At 72.7% G+C, this 20,792-nt stretch carries 22 protein-coding genes and 1 tRNA gene; 3 read left to right on the top strand and 20 right to left on the bottom strand.

Annotated features, from left to right (window positions below; translation table 11 throughout):
• Window positions 1-2: 2 nt before the first annotated feature.
• Entirely contained in the window at window positions 3-968 is a 966-nt protein-coding gene (locus tag ML340_RS05730) for a hypothetical protein (RefSeq protein WP_240097593.1), read from the top strand.
• A gap of 338 nt (window positions 969-1,306) precedes the next feature.
• Here ML340_RS05730 and ML340_RS05725 read toward each other — a convergent pair.
• The 18 genes from ML340_RS05725 to aspS all read right to left on the bottom strand — a co-directional run bounded on the left by ML340_RS05725 (window position 1,307) and on the right by aspS (window position 16,447).
• A tRNA-Lys gene (locus ML340_RS05725) sits at window positions 1,307-1,382 on the bottom strand.
• Window positions 1,383-1,415: 33 nt separating this feature from the next.
• Window positions 1,416-2,138, bottom strand: coding sequence for a 7-cyano-7-deazaguanine synthase QueC (gene queC, locus ML340_RS05720; protein ID WP_240097591.1), 723 nt, complete (start codon window positions 2,136-2,138; stop codon window positions 1,416-1,418).
• 25 nt (window positions 2,139-2,163) lie between these two features.
• On the bottom strand, window positions 2,164-2,850 hold the full coding sequence (queE, locus tag ML340_RS05715) for a 7-carboxy-7-deazaguanine synthase QueE (RefSeq protein WP_240097590.1): 687 nt from the start codon (window positions 2,848-2,850) through the stop codon (window positions 2,164-2,166).
• A 52-nt stretch (window positions 2,851-2,902) separates the two neighbouring features.
• Window positions 2,903-3,739, bottom strand: coding sequence for a tol-pal system protein YbgF (ybgF, locus tag ML340_RS05710; protein WP_240097589.1), 837 nt, complete (start codon window positions 3,737-3,739; stop codon window positions 2,903-2,905).
• The gene (gene pal / locus ML340_RS05705; protein WP_240097588.1) at window positions 3,739-4,278 is read right to left on the bottom strand and encodes a peptidoglycan-associated lipoprotein Pal; all 540 of its coding nucleotides are present in this window, start codon (window positions 4,276-4,278) and stop codon (window positions 3,739-3,741) included. Before pal ends, ybgF begins: the two co-directional genes overlap by 1 nt.
• 72 nt (window positions 4,279-4,350) lie before the next feature.
• Window positions 4,351-5,655, bottom strand: coding sequence for a Tol-Pal system beta propeller repeat protein TolB (tolB, locus tag ML340_RS05700; protein ID WP_240097586.1), 1,305 nt, complete (start codon window positions 5,653-5,655; stop codon window positions 4,351-4,353).
• Window positions 5,656-5,731: 76 nt separating this feature from the next.
• Window positions 5,732-6,622 carry a cell envelope integrity TolA family protein gene (locus tag ML340_RS11925; RefSeq protein WP_275672622.1) on the bottom strand — a complete coding sequence of 297 codons (891 nt, stop codon included), beginning with the start codon at window positions 6,620-6,622 and terminating at the stop codon, window positions 5,732-5,734.
• 10 nt (window positions 6,623-6,632) lie between these two features.
• Window positions 6,633-7,088, bottom strand: coding sequence for a protein TolR (gene tolR / locus ML340_RS05690; protein ID WP_240097585.1), 456 nt, complete (start codon window positions 7,086-7,088; stop codon window positions 6,633-6,635).
• Between the two features lie 7 nt (window positions 7,089-7,095).
• Complete coding sequence (tolQ, locus tag ML340_RS05685; RefSeq protein WP_240097583.1) at window positions 7,096-7,878, bottom strand: protein TolQ; 783 nt, start codon at window positions 7,876-7,878, stop codon at window positions 7,096-7,098.
• The gene (gene ybgC / locus ML340_RS05680) at window positions 7,878-8,294 is read right to left on the bottom strand and encodes a tol-pal system-associated acyl-CoA thioesterase (RefSeq protein WP_240097581.1); all 417 of its coding nucleotides are present in this window, start codon (window positions 8,292-8,294) and stop codon (window positions 7,878-7,880) included. Before ybgC ends, tolQ begins: the two co-directional genes overlap by 1 nt.
• A complete protein-coding gene (ruvB, locus tag ML340_RS05675) occupies window positions 8,287-9,321 on the bottom strand; it encodes a Holliday junction branch migration DNA helicase RuvB (protein ID WP_240097579.1) in 1,035 nt (344 codons plus the stop codon). Before ruvB ends, ybgC begins: the two co-directional genes overlap by 8 nt.
• 58 nt (window positions 9,322-9,379) lie before the next feature.
• A complete protein-coding gene (locus tag ML340_RS05670) occupies window positions 9,380-11,302 on the bottom strand; it encodes a potassium transporter Kup (RefSeq protein ID WP_240097577.1) in 1,923 nt (640 codons plus the stop codon).
• 67 nt (window positions 11,303-11,369) lie between these two features.
• On the bottom strand, window positions 11,370-11,957 hold the full coding sequence (gene ruvA, locus ML340_RS05665) for a Holliday junction branch migration protein RuvA (protein WP_240097574.1): 588 nt from the start codon (window positions 11,955-11,957) through the stop codon (window positions 11,370-11,372).
• 237 nt (window positions 11,958-12,194) lie between these two features.
• Window positions 12,195-12,731 (bottom strand): crossover junction endodeoxyribonuclease RuvC, encoded by a 537-nt coding sequence (gene ruvC, locus ML340_RS05660; protein WP_240097572.1) that lies wholly within the window; start codon window positions 12,729-12,731, stop codon window positions 12,195-12,197.
• Between the two features lie 26 nt (window positions 12,732-12,757).
• Window positions 12,758-13,483: a YebC/PmpR family DNA-binding transcriptional regulator gene (locus ML340_RS05655; protein WP_240097570.1), complete on the bottom strand. Its 726-nt coding sequence runs from the start codon at window positions 13,481-13,483 to the stop codon at window positions 12,758-12,760.
• 32 nt (window positions 13,484-13,515) lie between these two features.
• Window positions 13,516-14,151 carry a lipase family protein gene (locus ML340_RS05650; protein WP_240097568.1) on the bottom strand — a complete coding sequence of 212 codons (636 nt, stop codon included), beginning with the start codon at window positions 14,149-14,151 and terminating at the stop codon, window positions 13,516-13,518.
• Window positions 14,152-14,162: 11 nt separating this feature from the next.
• Window positions 14,163-14,690: a GNAT family N-acetyltransferase gene (locus ML340_RS05645; RefSeq protein WP_240097566.1), complete on the bottom strand. Its 528-nt coding sequence runs from the start codon at window positions 14,688-14,690 to the stop codon at window positions 14,163-14,165.
• The gene (aspS, locus tag ML340_RS05640) at window positions 14,687-16,447 is read right to left on the bottom strand and encodes an aspartate--tRNA ligase (protein WP_240097564.1); all 1,761 of its coding nucleotides are present in this window, start codon (window positions 16,445-16,447) and stop codon (window positions 14,687-14,689) included. Before aspS ends, ML340_RS05645 begins: the two co-directional genes overlap by 4 nt.
• 143 nt (window positions 16,448-16,590) lie before the next feature.
• Here aspS and ML340_RS05635 point away from each other — a divergent pair, with 143 nt between their 5' ends.
• Window positions 16,591-17,562 carry a DUF3011 domain-containing protein gene (locus ML340_RS05635; protein WP_240097562.1) on the top strand — a complete coding sequence of 324 codons (972 nt, stop codon included), beginning with the start codon at window positions 16,591-16,593 and terminating at the stop codon, window positions 17,560-17,562.
• Between the two features lie 12 nt (window positions 17,563-17,574).
• Here the strand turns inward: ML340_RS05635 and ML340_RS05630 are convergent, their stop codons facing one another.
• Window positions 17,575-17,904, bottom strand: a complete 330-nt coding sequence (locus tag ML340_RS05630) for an FmdB family zinc ribbon protein (protein WP_240097560.1) — start codon at window positions 17,902-17,904, stop codon at window positions 17,575-17,577.
• A gap of 114 nt (window positions 17,905-18,018) precedes the next feature.
• Here ML340_RS05630 and ML340_RS05625 point away from each other — a divergent pair, with 114 nt between their 5' ends.
• Entirely contained in the window at window positions 18,019-18,720 is a 702-nt protein-coding gene (locus ML340_RS05625) for an SIMPL domain-containing protein (RefSeq protein ID WP_240097558.1), read from the top strand.
• Between the two features lie 89 nt (window positions 18,721-18,809).
• Here ML340_RS05625 and ML340_RS05620 read toward each other — a convergent pair whose 3' ends face one another.
• Window positions 18,810-20,672 (bottom strand): ABC-F family ATP-binding cassette domain-containing protein, encoded by a 1,863-nt coding sequence (locus ML340_RS05620; RefSeq protein WP_240097556.1) that lies wholly within the window; start codon window positions 20,670-20,672, stop codon window positions 18,810-18,812.
• Window positions 20,673-20,792: the final 120 nt, after the last annotated feature.

The following is a 20,792-nucleotide window of genomic DNA, read 5'->3' as shown; positions in this document are numbered from 1 at the left end:
CGGTGGCCACGCACGACGCCTGGGCCCTGGTGTGCCGCTTGTTCGCGGGCGGCACGCCCATCCTTCGAGCCGCGCTCTCTCCCCGCGAGAGCGCCGCCTTGCCGGCCCTCGGGCAGGCGGTGAAGCCCACGACCCTGGACCAGCGATTCGTGCTGTGTCCCTACTGCCACCAGCACCGGGCGCAGGTCTGGGGCGGCGGGCGCCGGGGGTGTAGTTGTCAGTGCCCCGAGTGCGGGCCGGTGGCCGTCGAGGCCGACGACATGGCCGCGTTGGCGCTGGACGAGGAGTGGCTGCGCCGAAAGCTGCGGCTGGCGCTTTCGATCGAGAGCCGCGATGGCATCGACGCCCTCGGCGATGGCGTGTGGCGCCTTGGCGATTCCCGGTGCTCGCCAGTCCTGCTGGCACGCGATCTGATCCGGCTATGGCGCGAGCCGGCCCTGCTGGAGCGGGTGCGGGTCGCAGGCGGGCCGATCCGCGTCATCACGCCGAAGCCGCGCGAGACGCGCGGGGCGCCCTTCGGCCCGGCCGTGGAGTGGTTGGCTCTGGAGGATCGCTTCGCCTTCTACGGAGGCGGCATCTCGTTCATCGCCCCGACGGGAGAGCCGCCAGCACCGCAGGCCAGCGATCCAAGGACGCCGGTGAAGGGGCCTTTCTCGGCGGATTTCCGCTGGGTCACGCTGCCCGACTGGCCGCACGGCCCGATCCGGCTGACCGAGGCTCAGGCAGCAGTGTTCGAGGCCCTGTGGTCGTTCAAGGGGGAGCCCCGCACCGCCGAACAGGTCATGCGGCGTGCCGGGCTCGACAGCGCCAAGCCCATCGACGTGTTCAAGGTCAAGACGCGCGACAAGGGCAAGCCGGAAGCCGAAGGGCCACTCGTTGCATACCGGGCCCTCGTCCAGGTCGTGCAGGGGCGCCCGGGGCTGTACTCGATGCCCTGTGCTGCAGCATTGAGCCCCGTGCAGGCTTGATGCCTTGCTCATCCAAGCACGATGGACAACCGATGGCAGTGACGCACGTGCAAGTCATTGACGTACGAGGCCGCCTGCGTGCGCTTCCGCCAAGAAGTTGGCGCCGGTTTTGAGAGAAGAGAGAGCAAAAGAGAGTCGAACTGGGCGACTTTCGGGCGGTGCGGCTTCACTGCGTGGCACACGCAGAACGCCGCCGAACCCCGCGCGGCGTCGGGGAACCCGGAAACGAAAACGCCCAACCGATAGAGGTTGGGCGTTGAAAAGTGGTGGGCCGTGTTGGAATCGAACCTGCGACCGGCGGGTTGAGTCCGATTCGGAGACCGGTTGCCGCACGGAAATGGTGGGCCGTGTTGGAATCGAACCAACGACCAGCGGATTAAAAGTCCGATGCTCTACCGACTGAGCTAACGGCCCACGGGGCGCCGCGCGGCGCGCGGGGCGTGCATTCTAGCGCAGGCCGGCGGGCGCGGCCGGCGCGTCGCGGTAGCGGGTCGGATCCGGCACGCCGGCCTCCGCGAAGCCCTGCGCGCGCAGGCGGCAGGCGTCGCAGTGGCCGCAGGCGCGACCGTCGGCATCGGCCTGGTAGCAGCTCACCGTCAGCGCGAAGTCCACGCCCAGGCGCAGGCCTTCGCGCACGATCTCGGCCTTGCTCATGCGCAGCAGCGGTGCGTGCACGCGGAAGCGGCGGCCCTCCACCCCGGCCTTGGTGGCGAGGTTGGCCAGCGCCTCGAACCCGGCGATGAACTCCGGGCGGCAGTCCGGATAGCCGGAGTAGTCCACCGCATTGACGCCGCAGAACAGGTCGCTGCTGCCCAGCACCTCGGCCCAGCCCAGCGCCACCGAGAGCATGATGGTGTTGCGCGCGGGCACGTAGGTGGACGGGATGCCCTGCCCGATCACGTGGCCGTCGGCATCGGTGGGCACCGCGATGTCGTCGGTCAGCGCGGAGCCGCCGATGCTGCGCAGGTCCACGTGCACGGTCTTGTGCGCCACCGCGCCCAGCGCGCGGGCGACGCGCGCGGCGGCGTCCAGCTCGGAGGTGTGGCGCTGGCCGTAGCGCACGCTCAGGGCATGCGGGGCGAAGCCGGCCGCGCGCGCGAGGGCGAGCACGACGGCCGAATCCATGCCGCCGGAGACGAGCACGACGGCAGGTGGCGCGGACGGGGACATGGCGGGAAGCGGCTCCTGTTGCGGGTCAGCGGCCCGGTTCGTCGTTCCACAGCAGCTTGTGCAGCTGCACCTGGAAGCGTACCGGCAGGCGGTCGGCCACGATCCAGTCGGCCAGCGCGCGCGGGGCGAGTTGGCCGGCGCTGGGCGAGAACAGCACGTCGCAGACCTCGGGCAGGCGATGCTCGGCCAGCACCGCGCGCGCCCAGTCGTAGTCGGCGCGCGAGCAGATCACGAACTTGACCTGGTCGCGCGCGGTCAGCAGCCCCAGGTTCGCCCACAGGTTGCGCTGCACCTCGCCGGAATCGGGGGTCTTGATGTCCAGCACGCGCGACACCCGCGCATCCACGCCGGCGATGTCGAGCGCGCCGGAAGTCTCCAGCGAGACCAAGTAGCCGGCGTCGCACAGCCTCTCCAGCAGCACGAGGCAGCGCTTCTGCGCCAGCGGCTCGCCGCCGGTCACGCACACGTGGCGCGCGCCGTGGCGGGCCACCTCCTGCAGGATGGCGTCGATCTCCCACCATTGCCCACCGTGGAAGGCATAGGGGGTGTCGCAGTACTGGCAGCGCAGCGGGCAGCCGGTCAGGCGCACGAACACCGTGGGCCAGCCGCTGTCGCGGGCTTCGCCCTGCAGCGACAGGAAGATCTCGGTGAGCTTGAGCCGCGCGGGCGGAGCGGGCTCCGCCGCGGCGATCGGGTCGGCGACGGCCTGCATGCGCGGATTGTAGCGGCGCGCGCTGCCCCCCTGAAAATGCCGGTCGGCGGGCTCAGCGCCCGCCGACCAGCGCCAGCGAGCGCAGGCGGTCGTCCGCGGTGCGCGCCACGTCGGTGCCGGGGTAGCGCTTGACCACCTGGCGCAGGGTGGCCTCCGCCTGCGGGTACTGCTTGAGCCCGTACTGCGACAGCCCGAGCTTCAGCAGCGCACCCGGCGCCTTGTCGTGGCTGGGGTAGCGGTCCAGCAGCAGCTGGAACTGCTGCGCGGCCAGCGCGTAGTTCTGGGTGACGTAGTAGCTCTCGCCCAGCCAGTACAGCGCGTTCGGGGCCAGCGCGCCGGCCGGGAAGGCGGCAAGGAAGTCGCGGAAGCGGCGCGCGGACTCGACGTAGTCGCCGTCCTTGAGGGCATCGAACGCGCGGTCGTAGGCGGCGCGCTCGTCCTGCCCGCCGCTGGCGGGCGGGCTGGCGGGCGACACCGGCGTGGCCGGCACAGGGGCGGTCGCGGCGGGGGCACCGGCAGCAGGCGGACGCGCGGGCGACGCCGCCTGCATCGGCGCGGTCGCCGCCGGCGCTGGCGCCGGGGCGAGCGCGGAGGCTCCGGCACCGCCCTCCAGCCGCTGCAGGCGGCCGTCGGTGTCCAGGTACTGGGTGCGCTGGGTCTGGCGCAGCTGCTCGAGCTGCTGCTGCAGCTGTTCGATCTGGCCGCGCAGGTCCTGCACCTCGCTGCGCAGCTGGCCGATCTGGTTGACCAGCTCGGTGGCGCCCTGGTCGGCAGCGGCGCGCGCCTCCAGCGCCGCCACCCGGTCGGCCAAGCTGGCGCGCTGGGCCAGCGCCGGCGACGCCGCGACCAGCAGCGCCGCCGGCAGCGCGATGGCGATCGGCGCGCGCATCACTTGGCGGTGTAGACCAGTTCCACCCGGCGGTTCTGCGACCAGCAGGCCTCGTTGGACTCGGTGCAGACCGGGCGCTCCTCGCCGTAGCTGATCACGGTCAGCTGGGTCGGCGAGGCGCCGTTGGCCTGCAGCGCGGAGGACACCGCGTTGGCGCGGCGCTCGCCGAGGCCGAGGTTGTATTCGCGGCTGCCGCGCTCGTCGGCATTGCCCTCCAGACGCAGGCGCGCGGACGGCCGGTCGCGCAGGTACTTGGCATGGCAGGCGATGATCGACTGGAACTCCGGCTTCAGCGCGTCCTGGTCGAGGTCGAAGTAAACCACGCGCTGGCGCAGGCAGCTGTCGGTCTCGAGGTCGGCCGGGGTGTAGGCGCCCGGACGCGGGGTCTCGGCGATCGGCGTGGTGCTCGCCCCGCCGACCGGGCCGGTCTGCGCCGGCGGCGGCTCCTTGACCGTCTTCTTGCTGCAGCCGACCGCGGCGGTGCTGGCCAGGGCGGCCACGAACAGCAGGCGAACCACGTGCTTGGCGGAAGTCTTCATCGGATCCCTCGTCCTGATGGTGTGGCGGAAACAGCGTGTGGTGGCAGTCTACCCATGCCCGGCCGCGGCGGGCTATCGCTTGCGCAACGGCGACCATGCCGGCTCGCGCACGTCGCCCTCGGCCAGCACCAGGCGCTGGCGCACCCGGCCATCGGTCGACACCGCGTACAGCACGCCGCGCCGGCCCTCGCGCGCGGCGTACAGCAGCATGGCGCCGTTGGGGGCGAAGCTGGGCGATTCGTCGAGCGAGCCGGGCGAGAGCAGGCTCCAGCGCGGGCTACCCAAGCTGCGGTCGAGCAGGGCGATGCGGTAGGTGTTGCCGGCGCCCTGCGCGACCGCCAGCTTCTTGCCGTCCGGCGACACGCTGGCGCTGGCGTTGTAGCTGCCCTCGAAGGTCACCCGGGTGGCGCCGCCGCCACTGGCCGGCACCTGGTAGATCTGCGGGCGGCCGCCGCGGTCGGAGGTGAAGTAGATCGTGGCGCCGTCCGGGCTCCACACCGGCTCGGTGTCGATCCCGAAATGGTTGGTCAGCTGGGTCAGGTGGCGGCTGGCCAGATCCATCACGTAGATGTCGGGGTTGCCGCCCTTGGACAGGCTCATCGCGAGCTTGCTGCCGTCCGGGGAGAACGCGGGCGCGCCGTTGATGCCGCGGAAGCTGGTGATGCGCTCGCGGCTGCCGCTGGCGATGTCCTGGATCCAGATGCCGGAATTGCCGCCCTCGAAGCTGACGTAGGCCAGCTTGCGCCCGTCCGGGCTCCACGCCGGCGACATCAGCGGCTCGCTGGAGGTCACCACCGTGCGCGGGTTGTAGCCGTCGGCATCGGCCACCACCAGCGCGTAGCGCGCGTTGCGGCCGAGGCCGGTGGCGGTGACGTAGGCGATCCGGGTCCAGAACGCACCGGGGGTGCCGGTGATCTTCTCGTACACCGCGTCGCTGATCTGGTGGGCGACGTCGCGCATCGACGCCGCCGGCGCAGTCAGGGCGAAGCCGAGCAGGCGCTCCTGCTTGGCCACGTCGAACAGCTCGTACTCGGTGCGGTAGCCCTCGCCCTCGGGCAGGCAGCGGCCGACCAGCAGGAAGTCCTGCTTGAGCATGCGCCAGGTCGGATAGGCCACCTCGCTGCCGCGGGTCGGGCGCTCCGGCAGGCTGGCCGGATCGAGCGGGCGGAACTGCCCGGAGCGGGCGAGGTCGGCGCGCACCACCCCGGCCACGTCGGTCGGCCCGCAGTCGCCGCCGAACGGCACCACCGCGATCGGCAGCGCCGCGGCGCGGCCGCCGATCACGTCCAGCTCGAGCATGCCGCTCTGCTGGGCGCCGGCCAGCGGGGCCAGCACCAGCAGGAGGGCGGCGGCGAACAGACGCAGGATGCGGGGCATGGCGGTCCTCATCGGCAATGGGGCGGAACTGTCGCGCATGCCGCGCGCGCCGGCATGAATCCTGCCATACCGGCGTTCATTCCGAAGGCTCGAACCACAGCACCAGGCGGCGCTGGAACACGTCCTCGTAGCCGGCATACGGCAGCGGCGACGCCTTGAGGATCGCCGCCTCCAGCGAGCGCCGGCCGAGCTCGTCGTACGGGCAGCCGGGCGCGATCTGCACCTGTACCACCTCGCCGCCGGGCACCTGCACGATCAGCACCTGGCAGCGCTGGCCGGGGCGGATGCTGTCCGGGCGCAGCCACTGGCGCTCGACCGCGGTGGTGATCGCCACCCCGTAGCTGGCGCGCTTGGCATCGAGGCTGTCCGGGCGCCCCGGCGCCGGCAGCGGTTCGCGGCTGGCCTGGGCGCGCGCGTCCGCCAGCTGCTGGGCGCGCATCTCGGCCTGGGTGCGCTCCTGGCGCACCTGCTCGAGCTGGCGGCGCACCTCGGCGAGCTGGCGCTGGCGCTGCTTCTCCAGCTCGGCGCTGCGCTGCGCGTCCAGTTCGGCCTGGTCCGGCGCGCGGCGCTTCTCCTCCTGCTCGCGCGGCACCTTGGCCGGCGTCGGGGCCTGGCCGTCCTTCTGCACCTTCTCCTGCGCGACCGGCGCCGGTTCCGGGACCGGCGGCGGCAGGCTGCGCACCGGCGCCGGCGGCGGGGTCGGCTCCGGCAGCGGGGTCGGCAACGGTTCCGGCTTGGGAGGCGGCGGCTTCGGCGCCTCCGCCTGCGGGCTGCGCTGCAGCGCCCGCTGCAGGGCCGGGCTGAGCTGGCCCGGCGCGATCAGGTCGGCCTCGACCACGTCCCCGCGCGGGGGCGCCGGCGGCGGGCGCGCGACGCGCAAGCCCACCAGCAGCAGCGACAGCAGCACCAGGTGCAGGCCGATCGCCTGCATCAGGGCCAGCCGGGTGTCGGCGCGGGTCTCCCTCATCCGGCCCCGCTCAGCGCCCCGCGCCGGCGTCGGCCGGCACGCCCATCAGCCCGGCGCGCGCGACCTTGGCCTCGCGCTGGAGCAGCGTCAGCACCTCGTACACCGCCTGGTAGCTGACGTCGCGGTCGCCGGCGACGTACACCGGCAGCTGCGGGTCGGCGGCGACGAACGCGCGCACCCGCGCCACCAGGGTCGCGCGGTCGGCCGGTTGCGGGCGCTTGAGGCCCTCGTAGGTCAGGGCCAGCGCGCCGTCGCGGCCGACCTGCACCACCACCGGCTGCTTCTTGCTCTGCTCCAGCGGCTTGGCGTCGGACTGCGGCAGGTTCACGTCCACCCCGACGTTCAGCAGCGGCGCGGTGACCATGAAGATGATCAGCAGCACCAGCATGACGTCGATGTACGGAACGACGTTGATCTCGGCCTTGAGCTTGCGCTTGCGCAGGCGGCGGCAGGAAGCGGTGGCCATGCGCGCCTCAGTCGTCCAGGTGCGCCTGGCGCTGCAGGATCGAGGCGAATTCCTCGCTGAAGGTGTCGTAGCGCACCGCCATCCGCTCGGTGCGGGTGGCGAAGCGGTTGTAGGCCCACACCGCCGGGATCGCCGCGAACAGGCCCATCGCGGTGGCGACCAGCGCCTCGGAGATGCCCGGGGCGACGGTGGCGATGGTCGCCTCCTTGACGTTGGCCAGGCCCTGGAACGAGATCATGATCCCCCATACGGTGCCGAACAGGCCGACGTAGGGGCTGATCGAGCCGACGTTGGCGAGGAACTCGAGGTTGCGCTCCAGCCCGTCCAGCTCGCGCGAGGCGGCCGCGCGCATCGCCCGCTGCGCGCCCTCCAGCTGCATCCGCGCGTCCACCCCGCGGCGCTGGCGGATGCGGTTGAACTCGCGCATGCCGCCCTCGAAGATCGCCTCCAGCCCCTCGATGCTGCGGTTGCGCTCGCTGGCGGCGGCGTACAGCTTGGGCAGCTCGACCCCGGACCAGAACGTCTCCTCGAAGCGGTCGGCCTCGCGCTCGGCGCGGTCGAGCACGCGCTTCTTGCGGAAGATGATGACCCACGACGCCAGCGAGGCCAGCAGCAGCAGCGCCATCACCAGCTGCACCGGCAGGCTGGCGTGCAGCACCAGCTGCAGGATGTCCAGGCTCTGGGCGTGCGCGGCGGCGGGGGCGGCGGCATCGCCGGCCAGCGCGGTGGCGTGCGCCGCGTCCGGCTCGGGCAGGGCCTGGGGCAGCGATTGCAGCAGCGACAGCGACATCAGGGGGTCTCCACCAGGGGTTGCAACAGCGCCCGCAGCGGGCGCGGGATCGGGCACGGCCGGAAGCTGGAGGCGCGCAGCGCGGCGATCCTCACCCCCGCCGCGACCAGCGCCTGCCCCGCGCGCTCGACCTGCTGCGCCAGCGCGAGGCTGGCGCCGCCGCATTCCAGCAGGCGCACACTGACCGCAAGCTGATCGTCCAGCCGCGCCGGGGCGTGGAAGCGCAGGTCCATCGCGTGCACCGCGAACACCAGGTCGTGCTCGCGGCGCAGCGCCTCCTGGCCGAGCCCGAGCGCGCGCATCCACTCGCTGCGCGCGCGCTCCAGGAAGGCCAGGTAGCGGGCGTGGTAGACCACGCCGCCGGCGTCGGTGTCCTCCCAGTACACCCGCGCCGGCCAGCGGAACGGCTCAGCCATCGCCGTCCCCGAACAGGCCGGCGGCCGGCGCGCGCGCGGCCAGGCCGAGGTGGCGGTAGGCCTTGGGCGTGGCGACGCGCCCGCGCGCGGTGCGGACCAGGAAGCCCTGCTGGATCAGGTAGGGTTCGATCACGTCCTCGAGGGTGCCGCGCTCCTCGCTCAGCGCGGCGGCCAGCGACTCCACCCCGACCGGCCCGCCGTCGAAGGCCTCGATGATGGTGCCCAGCAGGCGGCGGTCGAGCTCGTCGAAGCCCTCCGGGTCGACCTTGAGCATGTCGGTCGCGGCGCGCGCGCAGGCGGCGTCGATCGCCCCCCCGCCGCGCACCTGGGCGTAGTCGCGCACCCGCCGCAGCAGGCGGTTGGCGATCCGCGGGGTCCCGCGCGAGCGCCGCGCGATCTCCGCCGCGCCCTCGCCGTCGCAGGCGATGCCGAGGATCTGCGCGGAGCGGCGCACGATCCGGGTCAGCTCCTCGGCCGAGTAGAACTCCAGCCGCTGCACGATCCCGAAGCGGTCGCGCAGCGGCGCGGTCAGCAGGCCGGCGCGGGTGGTGGCGCCGATCAGGGTGAACGGCGGCAGGTCGAGCTTGATCGAGCGCGCGGCCGGGCCCTCGCCGATCATGATGTCGATCTGGTAGTCCTCCATCGCCGGGTAGAGGATCTCCTCGACCACCGGCGAGAGGCGGTGGATCTCGTCCACGAACAGCACGTCGTGCGGCTGCAGGTTGGTCAGCAGCGCGGCCAGGTCGCCGGCCTTCTCGATCACCGGGCCGGAGGTGACCCGCAGGTTCACCCCCAGCTCGTTGGCGATCACGTGCGAGAGGGTGGTCTTGCCGAGGCCCGGCGGGCCGAAGATCAGCACGTGGTCGAGCGCCTCGCCGCGGCCCTTGGCGGCCTCGATGTAGATCTGCAGCTGCTCGCGCACCGGCTGCTGGCCGAGGTAGTCGGCCAGGCGGCGCGGGCGGAGGCTGGCATCCAGGGCGTCGTCCTCGCGGCTGGCGGCCGGGGCGACGAGGCGGTCGGCGGTCATGCCGGCATTATCGCCGGATCGGCCGCGGCATGGGCGCCGCGGCGCGGCCCGCGCCGGCTCAGATCTGGACCTGGGTGCCGAGCTCGACGATCCGGTTGCCGGGGATGTGGAAGAAGCTGGTCGCCGGCGCCGCGTTGCGGTGCATGAACGCGAACAGCTTGTCGCGCCAGACCGGCATGCCGCGGTGGGCGGAGGCGACGATCGTCTCGCGGCTGGTGAAGTAGGTGGTGTCCATCGGGTCGATCACCAGGTCGCACTGGTCGCAGGTCTGCATCAGCGCGCGCGGCACGTCCGGGGTCTCCATGAAGCCGAAGCGGATCACCACCCGGTAGAAGTCGTCGCCGATCGAGGTGATCTTCAGCCGCTCGCCCTTGCGCGCGTACGGCACCGCGAGCGTCTCCACGGTCAGGAAGATGTTGCGCTCGTGCAGCACCTTGTTGTGCTTGAGGTTGTGCAGCAGCGCGTGCGGCACCACGCCCTTGTCCGCGGTCATGAAGATCGCGGTGCCCGGCACCCGCACCGGCGGCGACAGCATCAGCCCGGGCAGGAAGGTGTCCAGCTGGATGCCCTCCTTGCGCACCTCCTGGTGCAGCAGCTCGCGCCCGCGGCGCCAGGTGCGCAGCATGGTGAACACCACCAGCCCGAGCACGATCGGGAACCAGGCCCCGTCGAAGAACTTGGCGCCGTTGGCGATCAGGAAGCCGAGGTCGATCACCACCACCACCGCCGCCACCGGCAGCACCCACCAGCGGTCGCGCGTCCACTTAGCCTTCGCCAGCAGCGCCAGCAGCAGGGTGTCGATCAGCATGGTGCCGGACACCGACACCCCGTACGCGGTGGCCAGCGCGGTCGAGCTGCGGAACGCCAGCACCAGGGTGATCACCAGCACCATCAGTAGCCAGTTGACCCCGGGCACGTAGATCTGGCCGATGGTGTCGCTCGAAGTGTGGCGGATCTGCATGCGCGGGATGTAGCCCAGCTGCATGGCCTGGCGCGCGACCGAGAACGCGCCGGTGATCACCGCCTGCGAGGCGATCACGGTCGCCGCGGTCGCCAGCGCGATCATCGGCCAGCGCGCCCATTCCGGCACCCCGACGTAGAACGGGTTCTTGACCGCGGACGGGTCCTCCAGCACCAGCGCGCCCTGGCCGAGGTAGTTGAGCATCAGCGCCGGCAGCACCACGGTGTACCAGGCGTAGCGGATCGGACGCTTGCCGAAGTGGCCCATGTCCGCGTACAGCGCCTCGCCGCCGGTGACCGCCAGCACCACCGCGCCGAGGATGAAGATGCCGTGCCAGCCGTGGGCGAGGAAGAACTTCACCGCCCACCACGGGCTGAGCGCCTTGAGCACCTCCGGCGAGTGCAGGATGTTGACCACCCCGAGCACCGCCAGCGAGGCGAACCAGACCAGCGTGATCGGCCCGAACACCTTGCCGACCCGCGCGGTGCCGTAGCGCTGGGTGGCGAACAGCGCGACCAGGATCAGCACCGCCAGCGGCACGATCCAGTGGTGCAGGCTGGGCGCGGCGACCTCGATGCCCTCCAGCGCCGACAGCACCGAGATCGCCGGGGTGATCACCCCGTCGCCGAAGAACAGCGAGGCGCCGAAGATGCCGAGGATGCCGACCGCGTAGGCCGAGCGCGAATCGCGCGGCAGGGTGCGCTGGGCCAGCGTCATCAGCGCCATGATCCCGCCCTCGCCCTCGTTGTCGGCGCGCATGATGATCACCACGTACTTGAGGGTGACCATGATCATCAGCGCCCAGAAGATCAGCGACAGCACGCCGAGCACGGTGTCGTGGTCGGGTACCAGGCCGTAGTGCGGGATGAAGGCTTCCTTCACCGTGTACAGCGGGCTGGTGCCGATGTCGCCGAACACCACCCCGATCGCGCCGACGATCAGCCCGGCGAGGCCGCCGGCGGCAGGCTGGCCGTGGCCGTGCCCGTGACGACTGCTGGCGGAAGGCGCAGGCTGGCTCATGCGCGCGAGGTCCGGTGGGGAAGGGGCATGGTAGTCCGGCCGCGGCCGGCACGGGCGGGCGGGCGGGTCATCGCAGCGCCTGCTGCAGGGCCTTGCGGATGATGGCCTCGGGCGGATCGCCGTCGCCCGCGGCCTTGCGCGCCATCCGCTCGGCCTCCGGCGCGCGGTAGCCCAGGGCCTGCAGCGCGGTGATCGCCTCCGCGAGCGGATCCCCCGGCGGCGGCGGCGCGCCGCCCGCGGGGCCGGCGGCGAGGTCGGCGGCGCGGTCGCGCAGCTCCACCACCATGCGCTCGGCGGTCTTCTTGCCGATCCCGGGGATGCGGGTGAGCGCGGCCACGTCGGCCGACTGCACCAGCCGCGCGAAGGCCTCCACCGACACCCCGGAGAGCACCGCCAGCGCGATCCGCGCGCCGATCCCGGAGACTTTCTGCAGGTCGCGGAACAGGCGCCGCTCGTCCTCGCGCAGGAAGCCGTACAGGGCGACGCTGTCCTCCTTCTGCGCGTAGTGGGTGAACAGCGCCACCTCGGCGCCGACCGCGGGCAGGTCGTAGAAGGTGCTCATGGGCGCCTCCAGCTCGTAGCCGACGCCGTGCACGTCGATGACGATCCACGGCGGCGCCTTGTGGATGAGGGTGCCCCTCAGCCGCCCGATCATGGCGCCGCTCCATGCCGCAGCCGTCCATGGCGCGACCGCATCGCCCCGGCAAGCACCCGCCCGGCCCTCCCCGGCCGGGCGCCCAGCGTCGCGCGCGGCAATGCCTGGCGATCGCGTCGCTTCGGCCACGGCGGCACCTCGTGCACCAGGATGCCGCGCAGCCGCCCGATCATGGCCGCGCCTCCGTGCCTTTCCCCGCGCCCGCGCAAGCCCGCGCGCGCCCTGCCGCCGCTGCCGTCATCGCATCCCCCTGCCCTTGCGTCCCCACGCCTCGCGCGCGGCCACCCCCAGGCGCCCGGCGCTGGCGCGCACGTGGGCGTGGGTGATCGCGACCGCCAGCGCGTCCGCGGCGTCCGCCTGCAGCCGCCCGTGCAGCCCGAGCATCAGCCCGACCATGTGCTGCACCTGGCGCTTGTCCGCGCTGCCGGTGCCGACCAGGCCGAGCTTGACCTCCTTGGCCGCGTATTCGCTGACCGGCAGGTCGCGCGCGACGCAGGCGGCGAGCGCGGCGCCGCGCGCCTGCCCGAGCTTGAGCGCGCTCATCGCGTTGTTGGACAGGAACACCTGTTCGACCGCGACCTCGTCCGGGCGGAACTGCTCGATCAGCGCCCACAGCCCGTCCAGCAGCGCGCGCAGGCGCAGCGGGAACGACCCGGCCGCCAGCAGCACCAGCGGCTGGTGGTGGACATGCGCGATGCGGCCGTCGGCGGCGACGTCGATCAGCCCCACGCCGGTGCGCTGCGAACCCGGGTCGATGCCGAGGATCCTGGTCACGGCGCGCGCGGGCGGGGCCCGGGTCCTCAGCCGGCGGCGCCGAAATCGGCGTTGGAATACACGTGCTGGACGTCGTCCATGTCGGCCAGCCAGGCCAGCAGCTTGCGCACCTGCTCGGCGGTCTCGCCGGACACCGGCGCGTCGGTGTCCGCGCGCAGGGTGACCTCGGCGAAGCCCGGGGCCAGGCCGGCGGCCTCCATCGCCGCCTTGACCTGGGCGAACGCCTCCGGCGCGGTGATCACGTCGATCGCGCCGTCCTCCGGGTACACCACCACGTCGTCGGCGCCGGCCTCGATCGCCGCCTCGGTGATGCGCGCCTCGTCGGCGCCGGCGTCGTAGCTGAGCACGCCCAGCTTGCGGAACAGGAAGCTGACCGAGCCGTCGGTGCCGAGGTTGCCGCCGAACTTGGTGAAGGCGTGGCGCACGTCGGCCACGGTGCGCACCTTGTTGTCGGTCAGGCAGTCGACGATCACCGCGACCCCGCCGGCGGCGTAGCCCTCGTAGCGGATCTCCTCGTAGCTGACGCCCTCCAGCTCGCCGGTGGCCTTCTTGATCGCGCGCTCGATCACGTCCTTGGGCATGTTGACGTCGAGCCCGCGGTCGATCGCGGCGCGCAGGCGCGGGTTGCCGGCCGGGTCGCCGCCGCCGGCGCGCGCGGCGACCGAGATCTCGCGGATCACCTTGGTGAAGATCTTGCCGCGCTGCGCGTCCTGGGCGTTCTTGCGCGCTTCGATGGAGGGGCCACGTCCCATGCGGTCGTCGGGGGCTGCTGCGAGGGCGCGGATTATACGTCCGCGGCCGCCGGGTCGGGCCGGAAGCGGCCGTCGCGCAGGAACGCCAGCGCCTGCGCCAGGGCCTGCCCCGACCACAGCAGCCCGCTGTGGCTGGCCGCCACCGTCACCCGCGCGGCCAGGCCCGGCAGCGCGGTCTCCACCAGCGCCACGGTGCCGTCGTTCGGACGCGGCAGGCGCGCCACCACCCGCCCCAGCCCGTGCGCGCGGATGCCGGCCACCATGCCCACGCACAGCCCGTCCGGCACCGCGGGCAGGCCGCGCTCGAGCAGCGCCCGCTGCGGCCCGAGCAGGCGCGCGCCGCCGGGCAGGCAGGTGGCCAGCGCGGTCGCGGCGCGGCTGCCGGCCAGCGGCGAACCGAGGCAGACGATGCGGCCGGCGGCCGCGGCCACCCGCGCTGCGGCGCACACCGCGAGCAGCCCGCCGAGGCTGTGCGCGACGATCGCAGTCCCCGGCCGGGCCGCGATCGCGGCGGCCAGGCGCGACGCGATCGCCTCCGGCGCCTCGCGCAGGCTGTGGTAGCCCACCACGTCCGGCGAGAACCCGTGCAGGCGCAGGCGCTGCGCCCACCAGCGCATCGCCAGCGGCTGCATCCACAGGCCATGCACGAGCAGCAGCGGCTGCGCCATCCGCGTCCCGATCACGCGGGCGCCGCCGGGCGCCGGTAGATGAACTCGCGGTCGCGCTGGCGGCCGACGATGAAGGCGTACTCGCCGGCGAAGGCGAACCCGTAGCGGGCGTAGAAGCGCTGCGCGCCGAAGTTCTCCGACCACACGCTGACCCACAGCGGGCGCGGGCCGTCGCGCAGCAGCCAGGCCAGCGCGGCGTCCATCAGCGCGCGCCCGGTGCCGCCGTTGTGGTGGCCGGCGCGCACGTACAGCCGCTTCAGTTCGCCGTCCCCGGGCCGCACGTCGGCATGCGGCAGCCCGCACGGGCCGGCCTGGGCATAGCCGATGGCGCGGCCCGCCGCGTCCTCGGCCAGCCAGAGCGCATAGGCCGGGTCCGCCAGCGCCCCGGCATAGGCCGAGACGCTGTGGCTCTCGTCCAGGAAGGCGCGCAGGTCCTCGGGCGCGTACAGGTGCCCGAAGGCCTCGACGAAGGTGGCCGCGCCCAGCTCCGCCAGCACGGCGGCATCGGCGGGCGCGGCGCGGCGGATCGTCGCGCTCACGCCTGCGGCCGCACCTGCACGTGCACCTCCGCGAGCTGCGCGTCGTCGATCGGCGAAGGCGCGCCGGTCATCAGGCACTGCGCGGTGGTGGTCTTGGGGAAGGCGATCACGTCGCGGATCGACTCGGTGCCGGCCATCAGCGCGGCGATGCGGTCGATGCCGAACGCGATGCCGCCGTGCGGCGGCGCGCCGTACTTGAGCGCGTCCAGCAGGAAGCCGAACTTGGCGCGCTGCTCCTGCGCGCCGATGCCCAGCAGCTCGAACACCGCCGCCTGCATCTGCGGGCGGTGGATGCGGATCGAACCGCCGCCGATCTCGTTGCCGTTGAGCACCATGTCGTAGCCGCGCGACACCGCGGTCCTCGCGTTCGCGCGCAGGTCCTCGATCGAATCCACCGCCGGCGCGGTGAACGGGTGGTGCAGCGCCACGTAGCGCTGCGCCTCCTCGTCCCATTCGAACATCGGGAAATCCGTGACCCACAGCGGCTTCCAGCCGTCCTGCACCCGATCGAAGTCCTTGCCGGCCTTCAGGCGCAGCGCGCCCATGAAGTCGGACACCTTGGCGTAGGCACCGGCGCCGAAGAACACGATGTCGCCGTTGCCGGCGCCGACGTGCCGCAGCAGCGCGGCGAACGCCTCCTCGGCGAAGAACTTGGCGATCGGCGAGGTGACCGCGCCGGCCTCGTCGATCTTGGCGTAGGCCAGGCCCTTGGCGCCGAACTTGGCGGCGTGCGCGGCGTACTCGTCGATCTGCTTGCGCGACAGCGCCGCGCCGCCGGGGATGCGCAGCGCGGCCACGCGCCCGTCGGGGTCGCTCGCGGCCGCGGTGAACACCGCAAAGCCGCAGTCCTTCACGAGGTCCGCCACGTCCACCAGCTCGAGGTCGATGCGCAAATCCGGCTTGTCGGAGCCATAGCGGCGCATGGCCTCGGCATAGGTCATGCGCGGGAACGGGGCCTCCAGCGCGACCCCCGCCACTTCGCGGAACACGTGCCGGATCATGTCCTCGGTCAGGTCCTGCACGTCGCGCTCGGACACCCACGCGAACTCCATGTCGAGCTGGGTGAACTCCAGCTGGCGGTCGGCGCGCAGCGCCTCGTCGCGGAAGCAGCGCGCGATCTGGTAGTAGCGGTCGAAGCCCGCGATCATCAGGATCTGCTTGAACAGCTGCGGGCTCTGCGGCAGCGCGTAGAACTCGCCGGGATGCATCCGCGCCGGCACCAGGAAGTCGCGCGCGCCCTCGGGCGTGGCCTTGGTCAGGATCGGGGTCTCGATGTCCTGGAAGCCGCGCGCATCGAGGTAGTGGCGCAGCGCCGACACCAGCCGGGTGCGCGTGCGCAGCTTGCGCTGCATCTCCGGGTGGCGCAGGTCGAGGTAGCGGTACTTCAGGCGAACGTCCTCGCCCGGGTGCTCGTGGTGGTGGAACGGCAGCGGCTCGGCCTTGTTCAAGAGCTCGATCGTCTCGGCCACCACTTCCACCCGGCCGGTCCTGAGCTTGTCGTTCACCGCCTGGCGGCGGCGCACGCTGCCGGTGATGCGCAGGCAGTCCTCGTAGCCCACCGCGGCGGCGGCGGCCAGCATCGCCGCGTTGCCGGCGGCTTCGGCCGGCTCGGCCACGACCTGCACGATGCCCTCGTGGTCGCGCAGGTCGATGAACACGATCTGGCCCATGTTGCGGGCGGCATCCGCCCAGCCGCACAGGGTCACGCTCTGGCCGATCAGGGACTCGTCGATCAGGCCGCAGAAATGGGTACGCATGCAGGCTCCGGCTGGCCGCGCGCGCCGCACGGGCGCGTTGCAGGGGGGTGGGAAAACGCCATTTTAACGGGGCCGCGCGCTAGCGTGCCCGCAAGGGGTTCCCCACGCCGTCCGTCCCACCCACCCACCTCCCGGAGGCCGCCATGCACCGCCCGTCCGCCCCTGCCCTGCTGTCCGTGCCGCTGCTCGCCGTCGCCCTCGCGGCCGGACTGGCGGCCCTGCCCCGCCCCGCGCAGGCGCAGGTCCAGCGCGCCTATGCGCCGGAGGAGCTGTGGACCCTGAGCGTCCCCGACCAGACCCGGGTGATCTCGCTGGAATACCGCGAGCAGTCGCGCGGGCGCGAGATCCCCAACGACCAGCTGCGCTTCTACCTCGACCAGGTGCGGCTGTCGCGCTGGACCTTCAGCCAGGTCAAGAACGACATCGCCCGCTCGCTGGGCGGCAGCGGCGGCGGCTGGGGCCCGACCCCGCCGCCCCCGCCCCCGCCGCCTCCGGTGGGGCAGGACAGCATTCGCTGCGAAAGCCGCGACGGCCGCATGCGCGTGTGCGACACCCCTTGGCGCGGGCCGTCCCGGCTGACCCGCCAGCATTCCAGCGCCGCCTGCGTCGAGGGTCGCAGCTGGTTCAACGGCAACGGCCGGGTGACCGTGACCGGTGGCTGCCGCGCCGATTTCGGCCCGGCCGGCGGCGGCTGGGGCGGCGTCGGGCAGACCGTCACCCTGCAGTGCGAGAGCGACAAGGGCCGCTACACCACCTGCGGGCAGGGCGTGGTCGGCATGCCGCGCCTGGTGCGGCAGCTCTCGCGCCAGCGCTGCACCTACGGCGAGAGCTTCGGCGTGCGCGGCGGCCAGCTGTGGGTGGACCACGGCTGCCGCGGGGTGTTCGAGGTGCGCACCGGCCAGTGGGGCGGCTCCGGCGGCAGCGACTACAGCGTGACCTGCTCGAGCGACCGCAACCGCTACAACAGCTGCGCCTGGAACAGCCGCTACGGGCGCCCCTACCTGATCCAGCAGCTGTCGCGTGCGCAGTGCCGCGAAGGCTATTCCTGGGGGTACGACGGCCGCACCCAGCTGTGGGTCAACCACGGCTGCAGCGCGCGCTTCGGCGCGCGCTGAGTCCCGGTCGCGTCAGCCGGCGGCAGGCGCGGCCGCCGGCGCCGCAGGAGTGGATGCCGCCGCCGGCTTGGCGGCGCCGGAGTCCGCCGGCTTGGCCTCCGCCGCCGGACGCGCGCCCTCCCCGCCCTCGCCGGCGAGGTTGCGCTTCTTGTCGCCCTCCTTCTTGAAATCGGTCTCGTACCAGCCGCTGCCGGCCAGGCGGAACTGCGGCGCGGTCACCTGGCGCCGCACCTGGCCTGCGGCGCCGCAGGCCGGGCAGCTGGCGGGATCGGGGTCGGACAGTTTCTGCAAGCGGTCGAAGCGGTGGCCACAGGCCGCGCAGGCGAAGGCGTAGATCGGCATCGGTCGGTCAGCCTCGGAACGTGACAGTGGTCGGCCATACTGGGGGCCGGCGCGGCCGTTTCAAGCCGGCCCCTGCGTGACCACCTGCAACCCCCACTCCTCAAGGACCCCCGCATGCAGCCGCGCACCGCCCTCGCCGCCCTCCTGATCGCCCTCGGCCTGGTCGGGGCCGGCTGGTTCGCCGCCCGCGGCATGGCCGCGCTGCGCACCGCCGACCGCTACGTCACCGTCAAGGGCTCGGCCGAGAAGATCGTGGACGCCGACCTGGTGGTCTGGCCACTGGCGCAGACCGTCAGCGGCAACGACCTGGCCGCGGTGCAGGCCCAGCTGGAGGCCAATACCCGCAGCATCCGCGACTTCTTCGCCCAGGCCGGGTTCAAGGACGACGAGACCGTGGTCAGCCCGCCGCGGCTGGAGGACCGCTGGGCCTATTCCTACGGCGACAACCGGCCGCCGGAGCGCTACCGGTATTCCAACACCGTGACCCTGCGCACCCACCGGGTGAAGGAGGCGCTGGCGGCGGTGCGCCGCAGCGGCGACCTGGTCGCGCGCGGGGTGATGCTCAATACGGAGGATGGCAGCGGCCCGCAGTTCGACTACACCCGGCTCAACGACATCAAGCCGGGGCTGATCGCCGAGGCGACCGCCGCCGCGCGCCAGTCGGCCGAGCAGTTCGCCAAGGATTCCGGTGCCCGCCTCGGCGGCATCCGCACCGCCAACCAGGGCGTGGTGAGCATCGAGAACCGCGACGCCGGCAGCCCGCAGATCAAGAAGATCCGGGTGGTCAGCACGGTCGAGTATTTCCTGACCGACTGATCGCCATCTCGCCCGGCCGGGCGGGCCCGTCTGGTCCGTGGTTCGACAGGCTCACCACGCGTGGGAACGGGCCAGCCGCGAACGCCGGCTCAGGTGGCTTCGTACAGCGCCAGCAGCTCCGCTTCCGCCGCGTCCAGTTCCGCCCGCAGCTGCAGTTGGGTGCGGCCGAGGTCGGCCAGCCGGCCGGGATCGGCATACACGGCCGGATCGGCCAGCTGCGCCTCGCATTCGGCCAGCTTGCCCTCCAGCCGCGCGACGCGCTCCTCGGCCTTCTGCAGCTTGTGCGGGTTGACCTTGGGCCGGGCCGGCGCAGGGGCCGGTACCGGCTTGGCGACCGCCGGCGCCGCCTTGGGTTCCGGCGTCTTCGGATAGTCGGCGCCGGGACGCGAGCGCAGCCACGCGGCATAGGCGTCCAGATCGCCGTCGAACAGCTCCACCCTGCCGCCGGCCACGCGCCAGAAGCGGTCGCAGACCAGGCCGATCAGGTGGCGGTCGTGGCTGACCATCACGATCGCGCCGTCGAAGTCCGACAGCGCCTCGGCCAGCGCCTCGCGCATCTCCAGGTCGAGGTGGTTGGTGGGCTCGTCCAGCAGCAGCAGGTTCGGCTTGTTCCACGCCAGCAGGGCCAGCGCCAGCCGCGCCTTCTCGCCGCCGGAGAAATTGTCGATCACCTCGAAGGCGCGGTCGCCGGGGAAGTTCCACTTGCCGAGGAAATCGCGCAGCGCCTGGTTGGGCACGTCCGGCGCCAGCGCGCGCAGGTGGTCCAGCGGCGTGGTGCCGGCCACCAGCGATTCCACCGTGTGCTGGGCGAAGTAGCCGATGCGCAGGTCCGGATGCGCCTTGCGCTCGCCCGACAGCGGCGGCAGTTCGCCGACCAAGGTCTTCACCAACGTCGATTTACCGGCGCCGTTGACACCGAGCAGGCCGATGCGGTCGCCGGCCTCCAGCCCGAAACCGACCTTGCGCAGGATGGTGGCGCCCGCGCCGTAGCCGCAGTCCACGTCGCGCAGCGACAGCAGCGAATTCGGCAACTTCGCCGGCGCCGGCAACTGGATGCGGACCCCGCGCTCGACCCGCACCGCCTCGGTGCCGGCCAGCTTCTCCAGCCGCTTCATCCGCGACTGCGCCTGCCGCGCCTTGCTGGCCTTGGCCTTGAAGCGGTCGATGAAGCTCTGCAGGTGGGCGCGCTCGGCCTGCTCCTTCTCGAACGCGATCTGCTGCTGGCGCAGGTGCTCGGCGCGCTGGCGCTCGAACGCCGTGTAGTTGCCGACGTACAGCTTCGCGGTGCCGCCGTGCAGGTGCAGGATGTGGGTGGCGACGTTGTCGAGGAACTCGCGGTCGTGGCTGATCACCAGCAGGGTGCCGGCGTAGCGCTTGAGCCATTCCTCCAGCCAGACCACGGCATCCAGGTCGAGGTGGTTGGTGGGCTCGTCGAGCAGCAGCAGGTCGGAGGGCGTCATCAGCGCGCGCGCCACGTTCAGGCGCACCCGCCAGCCGCCGGAGAAATCCGCAACGGGCTTCTCGTGGGTCTCCGCGGGGAAACCCAGGCCGTGCAGCAGGCGCGCGGCGCGCGCGGTGCCGTCGTAGCCGTTGACCTCCTCCAGGCGCTGGTGCGCCGCGGCCACCGCTTCCCAGTCCTCGGCGGCGAAGGCGTTGGCCTCGGCCTGCAGCGCCGCATGCACCTCGGCATCGCCGGACAGCACGAAGTCGAGCGCCGGCGCCGGCAGCGCCGGGGTCTCCTGCGCCACGCTGGCGATCCGCGCCTTGTCGGGCAGGTCGAGGTCGCCGCGGTCGGCCTCCACCTCACCCATCAGCGCGGCGAACAGCGAGGACTTGCCGGCGCCGTTGCGGCCGACCACGCCGACCCGCCAGCCGGCGTGCAGGGCCAGGTCGACGTTCGCGAGCAGCAGGCGCTCGCCGCGGCGCAGGGCGAAGTGGCGGAAACGGATCACGGCGGCGCGCGCAGGCGGTGGGGGTGCGCAGTCTAGCGGCTGCGCGCGCATCCGATCGATTCGTTAAGAAACGGTTGACACGCCAGTGCCGTTCGGGCTAATTCCGGGTGACGCAGTGCA

The sequence above is a fragment of the Thermomonas flagellata genome (assembly GCF_022419185.1).
GTDB lineage: Bacteria > Pseudomonadota > Gammaproteobacteria > Xanthomonadales > Xanthomonadaceae > Thermomonas > Thermomonas flagellata.
Note: the sequence above shows the minus strand (reverse complement) of the source record. Positions and strands in the feature narration are given on the sequence as shown.

Excerpts from the sequence above, each read along its gene's own strand:
- ybgF (WP_240097589.1), bottom strand. The coding sequence starts at position 3,739 with ATGCGCGCGCCGATCGCCATCGCGCTGCCGGCGGCGCTGCTGGTCGCG.
- tolB (WP_240097586.1), bottom strand. The coding sequence starts at position 5,655 with ATGCCCCGCATCCTGCGTCTGTTCGCCGCCGCCCTCCTGCTGGTGCTG.
- ML340_RS05625 (WP_240097558.1), top strand. The coding sequence starts at position 18,019 with ATGCAGCCGCGCACCGCCCTCGCCGCCCTCCTGATCGCCCTCGGCCTG.
- queC (WP_240097591.1), bottom strand. The coding sequence starts at position 2,138 with ATGTCCCCGTCCGCGCCACCTGCCGTCGTGCTCGTCTCCGGCGGCATG.
- tolQ (WP_240097583.1), bottom strand. The coding sequence starts at position 7,878 with ATGTCGCTGTCGCTGCTGCAATCGCTGCCCCAGGCCCTGCCCGAGCCG.
- ML340_RS05670 (WP_240097577.1), bottom strand. The coding sequence starts at position 11,302 with ATGAGCCAGCCTGCGCCTTCCGCCAGCAGTCGTCACGGGCACGGCCAC.
- ruvA (WP_240097574.1), bottom strand. The coding sequence starts at position 11,957 with ATGATCGGGCGGCTGAGGGGCACCCTCATCCACAAGGCGCCGCCGTGG.
- ML340_RS05630 (WP_240097560.1), bottom strand. The coding sequence starts at position 17,904 with ATGCCGATCTACGCCTTCGCCTGCGCGGCCTGTGGCCACCGCTTCGAC.
- ML340_RS11925 (WP_275672622.1), bottom strand. The coding sequence starts at position 6,622 with ATGAGGGAGACCCGCGCCGACACCCGGCTGGCCCTGATGCAGGCGATC.
- ML340_RS05635 (WP_240097562.1), top strand. The coding sequence starts at position 16,591 with ATGCACCGCCCGTCCGCCCCTGCCCTGCTGTCCGTGCCGCTGCTCGCC.
- ruvB (WP_240097579.1), bottom strand. The coding sequence starts at position 9,321 with ATGACCGCCGACCGCCTCGTCGCCCCGGCCGCCAGCCGCGAGGACGAC.
- aspS (WP_240097564.1), bottom strand. The coding sequence starts at position 16,447 with ATGCGTACCCATTTCTGCGGCCTGATCGACGAGTCCCTGATCGGCCAG.
- tolR (WP_240097585.1), bottom strand. The coding sequence starts at position 7,088 with ATGGCCACCGCTTCCTGCCGCCGCCTGCGCAAGCGCAAGCTCAAGGCC.
- pal (WP_240097588.1), bottom strand. The coding sequence starts at position 4,278 with ATGAAGACTTCCGCCAAGCACGTGGTTCGCCTGCTGTTCGTGGCCGCC.
- ML340_RS05655 (WP_240097570.1), bottom strand. The coding sequence starts at position 13,483 with ATGGGACGTGGCCCCTCCATCGAAGCGCGCAAGAACGCCCAGGACGCG.
- ML340_RS05650 (WP_240097568.1), bottom strand. The coding sequence starts at position 14,151 with ATGGCGCAGCCGCTGCTGCTCGTGCATGGCCTGTGGATGCAGCCGCTG.
- queE (WP_240097590.1), bottom strand. The coding sequence starts at position 2,850 with ATGCAGGCCGTCGCCGACCCGATCGCCGCGGCGGAGCCCGCTCCGCCC.
- ybgC (WP_240097581.1), bottom strand. The coding sequence starts at position 8,294 with ATGGCTGAGCCGTTCCGCTGGCCGGCGCGGGTGTACTGGGAGGACACC.